The 15004-nt window shown below is 61.0% G+C and carries 15 protein-coding genes; 1 reads left to right on the top strand and 14 read right to left on the bottom strand.

The window, feature by feature from the left end; genetic code table 11:
• Positions 1–7: 7 nt before the first annotated feature.
• A complete protein-coding gene (locus XMD517_RS05620; RefSeq protein ID WP_173486544.1) occupies positions 8–1684 on the bottom strand; it encodes a formate--tetrahydrofolate ligase in 1677 nt (558 codons plus the stop codon).
• Positions 1685–2089: 405 nt separating this feature from the next.
• Here XMD517_RS05620 and XMD517_RS05625 point away from each other — a divergent pair, with 405 nt between their 5' ends.
• The gene (locus tag XMD517_RS05625) at positions 2090–3148 is read left to right on the top strand and encodes a fatty acid desaturase (protein ID WP_173486545.1); all 1059 of its coding nucleotides are present in this window, start codon (positions 2090–2092) and stop codon (positions 3146–3148) included.
• Positions 3149–3266: 118 nt separating this feature from the next.
• Here XMD517_RS05625 and XMD517_RS05630 read toward each other — a convergent pair whose 3' ends face one another.
• The 13 genes from XMD517_RS05630 to XMD517_RS05690 form a co-directional block, all read right to left on the bottom strand.
• Positions 3267–3962 (bottom strand): hypothetical protein, encoded by a 696-nt coding sequence (locus XMD517_RS05630; RefSeq protein ID WP_173486546.1) that lies wholly within the window; start codon positions 3960–3962, stop codon positions 3267–3269.
• Positions 3963–4162: 200 nt separating this feature from the next.
• Positions 4163–6079 carry an ATP-dependent zinc metalloprotease FtsH gene (gene ftsH / locus XMD517_RS05635; protein ID WP_173486547.1) on the bottom strand — a complete coding sequence of 639 codons (1917 nt, stop codon included), beginning with the start codon at positions 6077–6079 and terminating at the stop codon, positions 4163–4165.
• A 76-nt stretch (positions 6080–6155) separates the two neighbouring features.
• A complete protein-coding gene (gene tilS / locus XMD517_RS05640; RefSeq protein ID WP_173486548.1) occupies positions 6156–7436 on the bottom strand; it encodes a tRNA lysidine(34) synthetase TilS in 1281 nt (426 codons plus the stop codon).
• A 27-nt stretch (positions 7437–7463) separates the two neighbouring features.
• Positions 7464–8288: a tol-pal system protein YbgF gene (gene ybgF, locus XMD517_RS05645; RefSeq protein WP_173486549.1), complete on the bottom strand. Its 825-nt coding sequence runs from the start codon at positions 8286–8288 to the stop codon at positions 7464–7466.
• Between the two features lie 184 nt (positions 8289–8472).
• Positions 8473–8976 carry a peptidoglycan-associated lipoprotein Pal gene (gene pal / locus XMD517_RS05650; protein WP_173486550.1) on the bottom strand — a complete coding sequence of 168 codons (504 nt, stop codon included), beginning with the start codon at positions 8974–8976 and terminating at the stop codon, positions 8473–8475.
• A 142-nt stretch (positions 8977–9118) separates the two neighbouring features.
• A complete protein-coding gene (gene tolB, locus XMD517_RS05655) occupies positions 9119–10438 on the bottom strand; it encodes a Tol-Pal system beta propeller repeat protein TolB (protein ID WP_173486688.1) in 1320 nt (439 codons plus the stop codon).
• Positions 10439–10464: 26 nt separating this feature from the next.
• Positions 10465–10875 carry a hypothetical protein gene (locus tag XMD517_RS05660; RefSeq protein ID WP_173486551.1) on the bottom strand — a complete coding sequence of 137 codons (411 nt, stop codon included), beginning with the start codon at positions 10873–10875 and terminating at the stop codon, positions 10465–10467.
• Between the two features lie 47 nt (positions 10876–10922).
• Positions 10923–12020, bottom strand: coding sequence for a cell envelope biogenesis protein TolA (locus tag XMD517_RS05665; RefSeq protein WP_173486552.1), 1098 nt, complete (start codon positions 12018–12020; stop codon positions 10923–10925).
• A 6-nt stretch (positions 12021–12026) separates the two neighbouring features.
• Positions 12027–12506 (bottom strand): protein TolR, encoded by a 480-nt coding sequence (gene tolR / locus XMD517_RS05670; protein WP_055189415.1) that lies wholly within the window; start codon positions 12504–12506, stop codon positions 12027–12029.
• Position 12507: 1 nt separating this feature from the next.
• Positions 12508–13203 carry a protein TolQ gene (tolQ, locus tag XMD517_RS05675; RefSeq protein WP_173486553.1) on the bottom strand — a complete coding sequence of 232 codons (696 nt, stop codon included), beginning with the start codon at positions 13201–13203 and terminating at the stop codon, positions 12508–12510.
• A 111-nt stretch (positions 13204–13314) separates the two neighbouring features.
• The gene (gene ybgC / locus XMD517_RS05680; RefSeq protein WP_173486554.1) at positions 13315–13695 is read right to left on the bottom strand and encodes a tol-pal system-associated acyl-CoA thioesterase; all 381 of its coding nucleotides are present in this window, start codon (positions 13693–13695) and stop codon (positions 13315–13317) included.
• 29 nt (positions 13696–13724) lie between these two features.
• The gene (thpR, locus tag XMD517_RS05685; protein ID WP_173486555.1) at positions 13725–14261 is read right to left on the bottom strand and encodes an RNA 2',3'-cyclic phosphodiesterase; all 537 of its coding nucleotides are present in this window, start codon (positions 14259–14261) and stop codon (positions 13725–13727) included.
• Positions 14261–14926, bottom strand: a complete 666-nt coding sequence (locus tag XMD517_RS05690; protein ID WP_173487930.1) for a hypothetical protein — start codon at positions 14924–14926, stop codon at positions 14261–14263. The genes thpR and XMD517_RS05690 overlap by 1 nt, the downstream gene beginning before the upstream one ends.
• Positions 14927–15004: the final 78 nt, after the last annotated feature.

Raw genomic sequence — 15004 nt, forward strand, 5'->3', positions numbered from 1 at the left:
AAGTGTCTTAGAAAAGACCCTCGATTTCGCCTTCCGCGTTGAGGCCGATGCTCATCGCGGCAGGGGTGCGGGGCAGCCCCGGCATGGTCATGATCTCACCGCAGACAACCACGATGAACCCAGCCCCTGCCGACAGGCGCACTTCGCGCACCGGAACCGAGTGGCCGGTGGGCGCACCGCGCAGGTTCGGATCGGTCGAGAAGCTGTACTGGGTTTTCGCCATGCAGACCGGCAGATTGCCATAACCGGCATCTTCCCAGGCTTTCAACTGATCACGGATCTTCTTGTCGGCCAGCACCTCGTCCGCGCGGTAGATGCGCTTGGCGATGGTGTCGATCTTGTCGAAGAGCGACATGTCATCGGGGTAGATCGGGGCAAAGCTGGCAACATCAGCGTCGGCAATTTCAGCCACGCGGCGCGCCAGATCTTCCGAGCCTTCCGAACCCAGTTCCCAGTGACGCGACAGGATCGCCTCGGAACCGTGGCCTTCAACGTAATCCTTCACGGCCTGCACTTCGGCCTCGGTGTCGGTGACGAAGTGGTTGATGGCAACCACAACCGGCACGCCGAACGACTTCAGGTTCTCGATGTGACGGCCCAGGTTGGCGCAACCGTTTTCCACGGCTTCGACGTTTTCTGCACCCAGATCAGCCTTGGCCACGCCGCCGTTCATTTTCATCGCACGCACGGTGGCAACCAGAACCACAACCGACGGGGCAATCCCGGCCTTGCGGCATTTGATGTTCATGAATTTCTCGGCGCCAAGGTCAGCACCGAAGCCAGCTTCGGTCACAACATAGTCGGTCAGTTTCAGCGCGGTCTTGGTGGCAATCACCGAGTTACAGCCATGCGCGATGTTGGCGAACGGGCCGCCATGCACGAAGGCCGGGTTGTTTTCCAGCGTCTGCACCAGGTTCGGCTGCATCGCGTCTTTCAGAAGAACGGTCATTGCACCATCGGCACCGATGTCACGGCAGTAAATCGGGGTGCGTTCGCGGGTATAGGCCACGATGATGTCGCCCAGACGCTTTTGCAGGTCCTGCAGGTCGCTGGCGAGACACAGGATCGCCATCACTTCCGACGCCACGGTGATGTCAAAGCCGCCCTGACGCGGGAAACCATTCGACACGCCACCCAGCGACACAACAATGTCACGCAGCGCGCGGTCGTTCATGTCAACCACACGGCGCCATGCCACACGGCGTTCGTCGATGGCCAGCTCATTGCCCCAGTAGATGTGGTTGTCGATCATGGCCGACAGAAGCGAGTGGGCCGAGGTGATCGCGTGGAAGTCACCGGTGAAATGCAGGTTCATCTCTTCCATCGGCACAACTTGCGCATAACCGCCACCAGCAGCCCCACCCTTCATGCCGAAGTTCGGCCCAAGGGATGCTTCGCGGATACAGATCATCGCGTTTTTGCCGATGCGGTTCAGGCCGTCACCCAGACCAACGGTGGTGGTGGTTTTGCCTTCACCGGCCGGGGTCGGGTTGATCGCGGTCACCAGGATCAGCTTGCCGTCTTCGCGGTCCTGAACCGAGTTGATGAACTCCTGCGAAACTTTGGCCTTGTCGTGGCCATAGGGCATCAGGTGCTCATAAGCGATGCCGATCTTTTCGCCGATCTCCTTGATCGGACGTTTCTTTGCCTCGCGGGCGATTTCGATGTCGGTTTTGTAAGCCATCTGCTGGTTCCCTTGGTAAATGGGGTGCGAATTTTGTCTGCACCTTGCATATCGGGGGAATGGAAAGCGCATAGGATGGATTGCGACATAATGCCCGCCAAATTCGTCGAAATGGGATGCGATGGTATTCAACATTGCCCATGGGTCACCCTCGCAATCGCAGCAAATTCTCCGCTGCATCGCCGCATTTCACGCGCACCTCTCAGGAAAGCTACGCCTTTCATGCGAAGACCTGTCTTGCAGGGTTTCAACCCACCCTGATCTGCCCCAAGATGGCAAACTCTCCGCGTGGGCGGCGCTTTTCATCCCCATGGAGGGCCGATATCGGCTTTTCGACCGCATTTGCTTTGCAAGAGGCTGTGAATAGTCTATCCGAACCGGGCACAGACAGGACATGACAGGCAGATGGCAGCAAACAGTTCCCCCCGAACACAGGCAAAAACACAGGCAAAAACAGAAACGCACCCCGCCACACGCTCGGCGCGGGAATGGGTTTCGACCCTGGCGGAATACCGCGATCCGAACACCCTGCGCAGCAGCATCGAGCTTGCCATCAGCCTTCTGCCGTTCCTCGCCCTCTGGGCGCTGGCCTGGTGGGCCTTGTCCGTCAGCTATGTGCTGGCATTTGCGCTGTCCATTTTGAATGCGGCCTTCCTGCTGCGGCTTTTTGCGATCCAGCATGATTGTGGCCACGGGGCCTATTACAAGAACCGACAGCTCAGCGACTGGATCGGCCGCGGGCTGGGGGTTCTGACCCTCACCCCTTATGACGTCTGGCGGCGCACCCATTCCGTGCACCATTCAACCGCCGGCAATCTGGATAAGCGCGGGATGGGGGATGTCCATACTCTGACCGTGGCGGAATATAACGCGCTGTCGCGCTGGGGGCGGCTGCATTACCGCCTTTACCGCCACCCGGTGACCCTGTTCGGCCTTGGACCCAGCTATCTCTTTTATCTGCAGAACCGCCTGCCGATCGGGCTGATGAACAGCGCCCGCTATTGGATCAGCGCAATGCTGACCAACCTGGCGATCATCGCAGCACTTGGCGCGATCTACTGGTTTGGCGGGCTGATGCCGCTTCTGTTGATCTTTGTTCCCACCACGCTGGTTGCGGCCACCGCTGGCGTGTGGCTGTTTTACGTGCAGCACCAGTTCGAAACCACCCAATGGGACATGAACGAGAACTGGAACCTGCACGAAGCCGCCCTGCATGGCTCGTCCTATTACCGCCTGCCGAAACTGCTGCAATGGTTCAGCGCCAATATCGGCATCCACCATGTGCATCACCTTTACAGCCGCATCCCGTTCTACCGCCTGCCCGACGTGCTGCGCGATCATGCCGAGCTTGCCGAAGAAGCCTATACGATGACGATCCGCGAAAGCTTTGCCAATGCGCGGTTGCACCTTTGGGATGAGAACAGCAAGCGCCTTCTTTCATTTGCCCAGGCGCGGGCGCTGTAAGGTCAAGATATCCTCCAGCCCGTCAGGCGGGCTGGGTGGGACAGGCACAGGGAGGGCGGGGAGCTGAGGCCCTGCCCGGCCAAACACAGCGGCCCACCCCGTTTGCCAAGCGCATCCCTCAGGGATGAAGAACCTCTGTAACAGGACCAAGCGTGCCTGTGTCGGGATCATATTGGGCCGAGAAACGCGCGCCGTCCTTTTCGTAAAACAGCACCACCGCGCCCCCTTCCAATCCCCAGATCTGAGGGGCCGTCGTCAGGTCAGACAAGATCACCGTGCCGCCCTGCCCATCCGGGCCAAGCGCCATCACCGATTTCCGGTCGGAATGCGACAGGCGCCTGTCACCGGAGCTGTCCTGATCCACAAATGTCAGCAGATATCCCCGCACGGGCCGATCCTTCTCACGCGCCCCACCCGGCGTTTCACCATAGAGCCCTTCGACATCGGTGATCAGCTGTTCATTTCCGGAAAAGACCCAACGGGTCACGCCCGTCGACGGATCATAGAACCCCGCGTTCAAAACCGAATCATAGGTATCTTTTGAGGCATAACCGCTGTCATATCCCTGTTCAGCCACCAGGCTCACCCGAAACAGCCGCTGCCCGGCCACCGGCCCGTTCACGCGGATCACACGGGTTTCAACAAGGGTCGTATCCTCCGGATCAATATTGATCACCTCCCGCGCGCTGCGATCACGCAGCACATCCCTGAGCACAGTTTCCCAGGCAAAAACCCCGGCCACCAGAACCAAGATGCCGGCAAGCGCCAGCGCATTGAACCGCCAGATGAATTTGAAAAACCCGTGATCGTCCATCTTTCACTCCTAACCCATCTTCCCCAAGGCAGGCCTTCTCTCAAGGGCTGCCCGGCGCCCCCTCATTGCTACAGGCAACACCCTGTATTGAAATCTCTTTTCCCCGGATCGGCGGCATGTCGCTTTCGTGAGAGGACCGGACAAATGAAAACCGCCCCAAGGTTTCCCTCGGGGCGGTGTCTTCTATCTTTAATTGTGGCTTACGCGGTGGGTTCCGGTTCCGCATCCCCGCCGGCACTGGGCTTTGCCCGCGGCTTGGTTTTCGGAATGGCCGTGACCGAGGCGGCGCCATCATCCGGGGTGTCGGCCTCATCATCGCCGGCCTGCGGCGGCTGACCATCCATCACGCGCTGAATTTCCGCACCCGTCAGGGTTTCGTATTCAAGCAGGCCCTGCGCCAGACGCTCCCACTCCTCTTTATGTTCCGTGAGGATCCTGAACGCGGTGTCATAGCCGTTCTGGATAAAGCGTTTCACCTCATCCTCGATCAGCTCTTTGGTGTGGGCCGAAACCGAGAAACCAGCGGTATTGCCCGAATAGCCCTCAGCCGCTTCGGCATAGTCGATATTGCCGACCTTGTCGGACATGCCCCAGCGCATCACCATGGCGCGCGCCAGACCCGATGCCTGCTGGATGTCGCCCGCGGGACCGTTCGAGACGTTCTCTTCACCATATTTGATGATTTCGGCCGCCTTGCCCGCCATGGTCATGGCCAGCTTTTCTTCGCATTCCGACTTGTGCCAGTTCAGGCGGTCGATCTCGGGCAGGGACACAACCATGCCCAGCGCACCGCCGCGCGGGATAATGGTCGCCTTATAGACCGGATCACATTGCGGCAGCTTGAGGCCAACCACGGCGTGCCCCGCTTCGTGATAAGCGGTCTTTTCCTTCTGATCATCCGTCAGCACCATCGAACGGCGCTCGGCCCCCATCATCACCTTGTCTTTCGCGTTCTCGAAATCTTCCATTGTCACGAAACGGCGACCCACCCGGGCGGCCATCAGAGCGGCCTCATTCACAAGGTTTGCCAGATCCGCGCCCGAAAAACCGGGGGTGCCGCGTGCAATAATGCGCATATCCGCATCCGGGCCCAGCGGCACTTTGCGGGCATGCACGCCCAGGATCTTTTCACGGCCCTTGATGTCCGGGTTCGGCACGGTGACCTGACGGTCGAACCGACCGGGACGCAAGAGCGCCGGGTCCAGAACGTCACGACGGTTGGTTGCCGCCAGAATGATCACACCTTCATTGGCTTCAAACCCGTCCATCTCGACCAGCAGCTGGTTGAGCGTCTGTTCACGTTCATCATTGCCGCCGCCATAGCCGGCGCCACGATGACGGCCCACGGCGTCGATCTCGTCGATGAACACGATGCAAGGCGCGTTTTTCTTGGCCTGTTCGAACATGTCACGGACGCGGCTTGCGCCCACACCCACGAACATTTCCACGAAATCCGACCCGGAAATGGTGAAGAAGGGCACGCCTGCTTCACCCGCAATGGCGCGGGCCAGCAGCGTTTTACCGGTGCCCGGAGGGCCCACCAGCAGCGCGCCTTTGGGGATCGTGCCGCCAAGGCGTGAAAACTTCTGCGGGTTGCGCAGGAACTCAACGATCTCTTCCAGCTCTTCCTTGGCTTCGTCAATGCCGGCCACATCGTCAAAGGTCACACGGCCTTCGCGTTCGGTCAGCATCTTGGCCTTGGATTTGCCAAAGCCCATCGCGCCGCCTTTGCCACCGCCCTGCATCCGGTTCATCATGAAGAACCAGAACCCGATCAGCAGCAGCACCGGCAGGAGCAGGGTCAGAAGGCTCATGAACCCCGATTGCCGCTGCGGCTCAACCTTGATGTCCACGTTTTTCGCCAGCAGCTTGTCCGATACATCGGAATCGCTGGGCAGAACAGTGGAAAACATTTTCCCATCCGAGGCCTGATAAGTCAGCTCCTCGCCATCAATCGTGGCGGACTGCACCTGTCCCCCCTCCAGTGCGGCAACAAACTCTGTATAGCTGACCTTCGATGACGACATCGAGGTCTGCCCGTTTGAAAACAGGTTGAACAGGGTCAGGATCAGCAGGAACAGCACAATCCAGAAGGCGAAATTTCTCGCATTGCCCAAGAGGGATCTCCTTTGATTTCCGTGACACGATGGTCAGAGAGCGTCTTACCTTAAAATAGGGCGGAAGTCGCCATGTTCAATGCGATAAAACGGATGCAAGGAAATCCGTCAAGCTTGGGGCGGTCAGAATGCGGCAATTCGCGCCCGCCACACCGGGTTTATCCAGCAATGGCACGGCAATCACACGGGAATTTGACCACAGCGCCGGGCTTGCCATCACGGTGGGGCGCGGCAGGCCCGCTTCCCGCCAGTGTTTGACCTGTGAAATCCCCTCCCCCAAGGCACGAATCTCTCCGCCCTGATCCGAGGCCAGCCGCCAGCGCCCATCCCAGAGCTGCCCCGGCGCCACGGCCTGATCCGCGATTGCCGCCAGTTCGCGCGTGATCCGCAGACCAGAGCGGTGCGGATGGATCAGGCAGCCCTGAAGCGTGGTTTTCTGTCGCTCCCATGCGGCCGCCTGGCAGCGCAACAGCGCCTCCAGCCGTGGCCGGTAAGGGGTTGAAGACACAAACCGGATGGCCTCCGCCAACAACCGCAGGCGGATCTCTTCCGGCAATTCGCGAAACGGCGCGGTGTCAAACACCACATCCCCTGCCTCAACCCGGCAGAGGGCACGGGCCGCATCATGCGCCATCCGGGTCAGGGCGGAGCGCGCCCGTGTCATCCCCTGCGCGGTGGCCACAAGCCGGTCCACATCCAGACCCAGCGCTGCAAGGTCCCGCATCGCATGGCGCATTTTCACCCGGTCAAACCGCGGATTGTCATTGGAGGGGTCATCGCTCCACGACACCCCGCGCGCTTCAAGCATGTCCCGCAACGCGGCCCGCCGATCGGACAGGAGGGGCCGCAGCCAACGCATTCCATCCGCGCTCCAGTCGTCGCGCATCGCCGCCAGCCCATCCACGCCGGACCCGCGCGCCAGACGCATCAGGAAGGTTTCCGCCTGATCCTCTTTGGTGTGTCCCAGGGCCACGGCCGCACAGCCCGCCTTGCGGGCAGCTTTGGACAGAAGGTGATAGCGTGCCCGCCGGGCCGCGTCCTGCAGGTTCCCCTGTCCATCCCAGCCCTGTCCATCCGTCTCCTGCCCATCCAAGCCCCGCCAAGTCAGGATCTCATGATCAACGCCGAGCCGCTGACACAGCCTTGCCACCGCCGCCGCTTCATCGGCAGAGCCATCACGCAACGCATGGTCCACGGTAAAGGCGGTGATCTTTGCCCCGGTCTGAGCCGCCCAGTCATAACACAACAGAAGAAGGGCCGTGCTGTCACTGCCACCGGAAACCGCCACGCCAAGATGCAAAAACGGGCCATCCGGCCCGTTTCGAGAAGTGAGAAAATCTGCGACCCGCCTGTTCATCCCTGACATCATCACTGGCAACCCAAATCACTGGCAGCCCAAGGCCGCCCGTTCTGCCTCGGCATCTGACACGGTCGGATTTCCGGGGAAGCGGTTGCCCACTTCCGAAAGCGTCACGCAGGCCTCGGTCACCTGCCCCAACTGGCCCAGAGATTGGCCAAGTCGAAACAGCGCATCCGGTGCGTGGGCCCCGTTGGGAGCCCCGGAAAAGGCATTCAGATAGGCGCGGGCCGCGTTTTTCACATCCCCCGCCCCGGTCAGCGCCTCGCCCCGTTGGAACTGGGCCTGTGCGGCCAGCGGTCCGGCGGGATAGGTATCAAGGAAAGTGGCAAACAGGGCGGCGGCCTCATCAAACTGTTCCGCCTCAAGCGCCGCAGAGGCCGCATCGAAATCGGCCTGCTCTCCGACCGCAAGCTGTTCACCGCCCGCAGGCGGCGGCGGGGCCACCGCAACCGGCGCAGGCAGATCGCCACCCAGCGTGGTGGTCTCGCCCAATTGGCTGATATCGCCCCCTTCGAGTTCCACCAGGCGAAACTCAAGATTGGCAATCCGGTTGGTGCCGTCTTTCACGATCTGGTTGATCCTGAATTCCAGCTGTTCGATCTTATCGGTGAGCCGGGCCATTTCACCTTCGATGGTGGACAGGCGTTGCGAGGGGGATCCAAAAGCGGGGGCCACATTCGGGGCACCGGTGGTGGAAAGCTCGGTCTTGAGCGACTGAACCTCGACATACAGAAGCGACAGTTCCTGACGCACATCAGCGAGGGACTGCGCCCTGTCCTGCGCCACGGCAGGCAACACCGAGAGACCGCCCAGCACGGCAAGCGTCGCTGCCATCAATTGTGCTCGCATCCGAACCACCTTTCCTCTTTGCAAAACCAGAAAACTAGTTTTCTAGTTTTCTAGTTTTCTAGTTTTCTAGTTTTCTAGTTTTCTAGTTTTCTAGTTTTCTAGTTTTCTAGTTTTCTAGTTTTCTAGAAAAACCAAAGCTCTCCCCCGGCCAATGTCAAGATGCTGACACCAACCGGGGCTGATCTCAGCTGGTCAGGCCACCTGCCGCCAGCACCGTCACCGCGCGGCGGTTCTTGGCATAACAGGTCTCGTCTGAACAGATCTCGATCGGACGCTCCTTGCCATAGCTTACCGTGCGCAGGCGGTTCGGGGCCACACCGCGATCAATCAGGAAATTCTGAACGGCAGACGCGCGGCGGGCGCCCAGCGCGAGGTTGTATTCCCGCGTGCCCTGTTCATCCGCATGCCCCTCGATCACTGCGGTAAAGGCCGGGTTTTCCGACAGCCACGCCGCCTGCTTCATCAGCACATCCACCCCTTCCGGGCTGATCGAGGACTGATCCACCGCAAACAACACCCGATCCCCGATGGTCTGCTGGAAATAGGCCGCAGAACGCGGGTCCGAGGCGCTGCCCGGCACAATCTGGTTTGCCCCAGCCCCATAGCCATCCACGGCAGCCGGGCTTTTCGAACAGCCCGCCAAGGCCAGCGCGCCAATCACAATTGCGGTCAGTGTCATAGTTTTCATGATGTGTTCCTGTATCCTGTCCGACGTGTCCACGTCCGGTGATAAATTTTTTTGCTCGCGTTTAGCGATAAGCCTAGCAGATCCGGGGCAAAAGGGGAAACCTGCCCCAACGTCACCGGCCAAGCCCTGCCCATCTCCACCTCTATTTCAAAAGCGGCGACCAGGCCGGATCCGACGCGGGGCCATCCGTGACCACCCGACGCAGGTTCCGCCCGGAAATATCCACCGAGTAAAGCGCCGGGGCCCCGCCTGCCCCCTGGCTTTCGCGGGTAAACATGATCACCCGCCCATTGGGGGCCCAGCTCGGCCCCTCATCCAGGAAGGATGCGGTCAGCAGGCGCTCTTCGCTGCCATCTGTGCGCATCACGCCAATGTGGAACCGGCCGGAGTTTTGCTTGGTAAAGGCGATCATATCGCCACGCGGCGACCAGACCGGGGTCCCGTAACGGCCAGGACCAAAGGAAATCCGCTTCGCCTCCCCCCCTGCGGCGGGCATGATATACAGCTGCTGGGTCCCCGACCGGTCGCTTTCAAACACGATATACTGGCCGTCCGGCGAATAGCTGGGCGCAGTTTCGATTGAGGGCGCCGAGGTCAGACGCCGCTCGCCCCCCCCGTTCACATTCATCACGTAAAGATCGGTATTGCCCCCGGCAGACAGCGAATAGACCACACGCGTCCCATCGGGTGAGAAACGCGGTGCAAAGGTCATCGTCCCCTCTTTCGAGGACAGAACCCGCCGCGAGACCGAGTTCACATCCAGCACATTCACCTGCGGAAAACCGGTCTCATAGCTGGTATAAAGCACCTTGTCGCCGGTGGGCGAAAAGCGTGGGGCCAGCACCAGAGACGAACTGTCGGTCAGGTATTGCACATTTGCGCCGTCATAATCCATCACGCCCAGCCGCTTGCGCCGGGCATTCTTTGGCCCGCTTTCAGCCACGAACACCACGCGACTGTCGAAATAGCCGCTTTCACCGGTGATGCGCGAATAGACCGTATCCGCCACCTTATGGGCAATACGGCGCCACGAGCTGACCGGGCCGCCAAGTTGCAACCCTTCCCCCAGCGGCTGGCCCGAAAACACGTCGAAGACCCGGAACTTGACGGTCAGGTTGCCACCGCTTTCGCTGACGGCCCCGGTGATCAGCGCCTGCGCATTGATCGCGCGCCAGTCCTCATAGGCCACCGGGCTTGCGAAACTGGTGATGCGCGAAATATGCGCCGAGGCGGGAATTTCCCGAAACAGCCCGGTTCCCGAAAGATCCGCCGCCACCAGACGCGAGATATTGGCTGCATACTCCCCAGCCCCCGCATTTTCGGCCTGAAAACTAGGAGCCGCGAAAGGCAGGGGTTCGATGATCCCGTCATCAATAACAATGCGCAGAGGTTCCGCCTGGGCCGCCCCGATGCCCACGGGCCCGCCCAGTGCGCTCAACCCGGCCAGAATGGCCGCAGACATCAGCTTTGCAATACGATGTTTCTGTCTCATTTGATCCTCATCTTGTCCGGGTTGAAGGTCATCTCGATCTGGCGCCATTGGCCATATTTTTCCTGCGGCAGGTCAAACCCGGACCGGCCACAGATCAGAACTGCCCTGCGGGCCGCCTGATATGCGATATCAGCGGCGGATTGGCTGGGTCCGTCCCAACTGGCAAGACGCACAGCCTTCGGTTTCCCATCGCGGTCCATATCCACCATCACCACCACCGTGGTGCGCAGGGCATCCGACGTAAATGATCCAACACTCCAGCACTGCCGAATCTGGGCATCCAAACCCGCGTCAAGAAGGATGGCTGAATCCCCGCTCTTCTTTCCAAACTTAGCTTTGTTTTCAGTCGCGGTGGACAAGAGCTGCTGTGCATCCGCTTTGAACCAGCCCGAATAGCTCCAGCTCATACCCACGAGTAGAGAAATTGAGAGTAACAATCTTCGGCCCAGCATCACTACCTTAACCTCATTTTGTTCGGATCAAAGGTCAGCTCGATTTGTCGCCACTGACCGTATTTCTCGGCGGGCAAATCATAGCCATTTCTACCGCAAATCAACACTGCCCGACGGGCTGCTTGAAATGCTATATCCGCAGCAGCCTGACTAGGACCTTCCCACCCCACCATACGTAGCGACTGGGCAATGGGTTTTCCGCTCCGGTCCATATCCACCAGAATCATTACCGTGGTACGCAATGCATCTGATGAGATTGTACCGACGTCCCAGCATTGTTGGACCGCCACGCGCAGCCCCTCTTTTTCGCCACGGGTGAGTGGCGGGCCTTCGGGGGCGTCCTGTTGGGGCACGTCACGCTCTCCGCCGGCAATGGCGTCACTCACGGCGCTGGCCACCGCGTTGGCGGCGGAGCTGGCGGGCGCTGGCGGTTCAGGCTGGGGTGGTTTTGGCGGAGTTGGTTTGTCCAGGTTCTGCGGACGCACGCGCGGGCGGGCCGAGCTGGTGGGCGCGGCGGTCTTCGCCTCGGTCACAATCTCGGTTGTCGCCTCCTGCGGGGCGGTTGGAACAACCTCCGGCGTGGGCGTCGCATCTGCGTCTTCCCGCGGGCTGGGCGCGTCAACCCGCTCGGGGGCCACCTCGGCCTCGGGCGCGGGTTTGGGCGCCGGTGTCGGGGCCACGCGCGGCGCATCCTGCAAGGCAGGTTCCGGTGCAGGCGGTTCCGGCACGGGGTCAGGGATCGGCTCCGGTTCCGGGGCTGGCTCCGGAGTTGGCTCTGGCTCCGGTTCTGGGGTTGGTCCTGGGGTTGGTTCTGGACGAGGCTGAGGCGCCGGTTCCGGCGCAGGAGCGGGCTCAGGTTCGGGCTCAGGTTCGGGTTCTGGGGTCGGTTCAGGTTCCGGCGCAGGTGCAGGCGGCGTCTCCGCCACAGCCGCTTCGGGCCTTGGCGCCGTCATCGCCGCAAACTCGTCCTCGGAAATGAACGACACATCAGACACGCGCAGCTTCACCTCGTCGTCCCGCCAGCCAATCAGCGATCCGAACAAGAGCCACAGGATCAGGAGCACATGGCCTGCCCCCGAAATATAAAGCCCAATGCGCATGAGGGATCAGCCTCCCTGCCCATCCAGGGTCGGTCCACCCCCATCGGTCACCATGCCGATGCTGGTAAAGCCTGCGGCGTTCAAAGCGCCCATCACGGTGGCAATCTCGGACCAGTTCACCGCGCCATCTGCGCGCAGGAACACCTTGTCATCAGACCGTTCGGCGGCCACGGCACGCAGCTTGCCAATCAGGTCCTCCCGGGCAATCTCGGTCTTTTGCAGCATCACCCGGCCATCGGCGTCAATGGTCACGGTCAGCGGCTCTTCCTCCACCGCGGGCAAGGCCGTGGCGGCGGTTTTCGGCAATTCCACCGGCACCCCCACCACCATCAGCGGTGCAGCCACCATGAAGATGATCAAAAGCACCAGCATCACATCCACGAAGGGCGTGATGTTGATCTCGGCCATCATCCGGCGATGTTTGCCCCGGCGGCGGCCCCGGCGGGCGCGGCGATCAGCGCCGCCCTGGTTTACAGCGGCCCCCATATCAACTGTCCAACTGACGGCTGAGGATGGTGGCGAACTCGTCTGCAAACGCCTCGTAACCTGCGAGGATATTGTCACTGTCCACCGACAGTTTGTTATAGAAGACCGCAGCCGGGATCGCAGCCAGAAGGCCCAGCCCCGTGGCCAGCAGCGCCTCGGCGATGCCCGGCGCCACAACGGCCAGGTTGGTGTTCTGTTGCTGGGCGATCTCGATAAAGGCGTTCATGATACCCCAGACCGTGCCAAACAGCCCGATAAACGGCGCGGTCGATGCGGTGGTGGCGAGGAAACTCAGTCCTTGATTCAGCTTTTCGCCTTCCTTGGCAATCGCCACATCCATCGAGCGGTCGATGCGGGACTGCGCCCCGGCAATCAGCCCGCCATCAGAACGATGCGAACGGCGCCATTCGATCATGCCGGCGGCAAACACCTTTTCCGGTGCGGCGTTGGGCGCAGCGCCCACCTGCTCAAACAGCTCGTCCAGCGGCTCGCCCGACCAGAACATGCGGTCAAATTCCGCCGCCTCGGCCCGTGATTTCCGGTAAGCAATCAGTTTGGTCACGATGATGGCCCAGGACCAGAAGGAGGCGACAATCAGCAGGATCATCACCAGTTTCACGGTCAGGGTTGCACGAAGGAATAGGGCCAGAAAGGAGAAATCAATCTCCGCAGCCGCTGCAAGCGTTTCGGTTTCCATAGCTCTGTCTCTGCCTCACATCGCCCTCTTTGGGGCTGTTTTGCCGCCAAATTAGCGCAAAGGCACGGGGAAAGCTATCAAAACCGCGTCATCTGGCAGGATTTCGCAGCCTCAGTTGACCCTCTGGCGAAAATTTGCCGGTAGGCGGGTCGGGTGCCCATCCGCAAGACAGACAATGGTGACCTGCGCCTCGAACAGCACCTCTTCCCCCCGCTTGACCTTCTGATCCAGCACCAGCCGTGCGCCGGTCACGGCGCTGATCGCGGTTTCCACCGACAGTTCATCGTCAAACCGCGCCGATCCAAGGTAATCCGCCTCAACCCGGCGCACCGCAAAGACCACACCTTCGTCACGCATCGCGTTCTGATCCACGCCAATATCACGCACCCAGTCCGAGCGCGCCCGCTCGATATAGCGCAGGTAATTGGCGTAGTAGACAATACCCGCCATGTCGGTGTCTTCGTAATAAACGCGGATCGGAAACTGGTGCATCGGGGCCTCTTACTGCTTTGCGCTGCAACTTAGACCGCAAGCTTGTATTCCGCCAGCATTTCGTGACGCGCCCCATCCGGGTGCAGGTCGGAGCGAAACAACGCAAATCGGTCAAGTGTCAGCGGGGGCAGTTCCAGATCGCCAAAGGCCTCCAGCGCCCGCCCCAGCGCCACCTGATCTTCCGGCAGGGGCCTGCGCGGCAGACGGGCGATGGTGATATGCCCACGATACCGGCGATGTGGCAGCGTGATCCCCGCTGCCCGCGTGGCCGACATCACCTGCGCACGCAATGCCTCTGCCCCGTCGGCACGAATGGCCAGAACGCTTGGGGTCTTGCCCCCCATCGGCTCCAACCCGTGCAGGACAAGATGGATCGGAGGGGACAGGATGGCCTCCAGCTCGCCATGCAGGGCTTCAAGCCGCTCCACCGGCTGCTCATCCAGAAACGCCAGTGTCAGGTGCAGATTGTCCTCAGGCACCGCCCGCCCGGCTTTCACCCGCCCCGCCAGTTCCACAAGGACCGCGCGCACCGTTTCGGGCAAAGGACAGGCGATAAAGCTGCGCATCAGTGTCTGGTATCATCCCCGGCGGCGGCAGGTGCTGCGGGGGTGGCCTGCAATCTTGCATAAAGGCGCAGCGCATGGCTGGCATCCGTCTGGGCCACCGGCATCACCGGGTCATAGCTTGCGGCAATGATCCCCGCCACGTCCGGGCGCAGGATCACCTGACCGGTTTCGGGCATCACGGCCAGCGGGCTGCGAGTGGCAAACGCGTTCTCTCCCCACAAGATCACCGCCTGCACGGCCTGGGTCAGGGCAATCGTCTCGGCAGGCTGCTGGCCCATTTCACCGGCCATGCAGACAAAGACAAAACAGGCTTGAATGGCGCCCTGATCGTCAAACCGAAACGCGCGATACTGGCTGGCCCCGGCCCCTTTCAGGCGCGCCACAAGCGGCTCAAGGTCCGGCACCATCTTTTCCAGATTGGGCACGCCCAGCAGCTCATCCCAGTCACGAAAGAAAAACAGCATCAGATTTGCGCCCAGCTCGGGGTCGGTCTCGGCCATCTTGTGACCGGCCAGCGCCACCACCGCCTCAACCGCACCTTTCACAACCTGAAGCGTCTCGTCCTCGACCCCGAACACCACGGGCACAATCGGCCGCCCCCAGCGGGCAAAAGCATAGGCCCCGTTCTTGTTGGTGAAATAGCTCTGAATCTCATCGGGTGTCATGGCGCGGCCCTCTCCTCTTCTCCCCCAAAGCCATAATTTCTCGCGCCGAAGGGGGCAATCGCAATTGTCTTTTTTTCT

It is taken from the genome of Aliiroseovarius sp. xm-d-517, from assembly GCF_013283135.1.
Taxonomy (GTDB): Bacteria; Pseudomonadota; Alphaproteobacteria; order Rhodobacterales; family Rhodobacteraceae; genus Aliiroseovarius; species Aliiroseovarius crassostreae.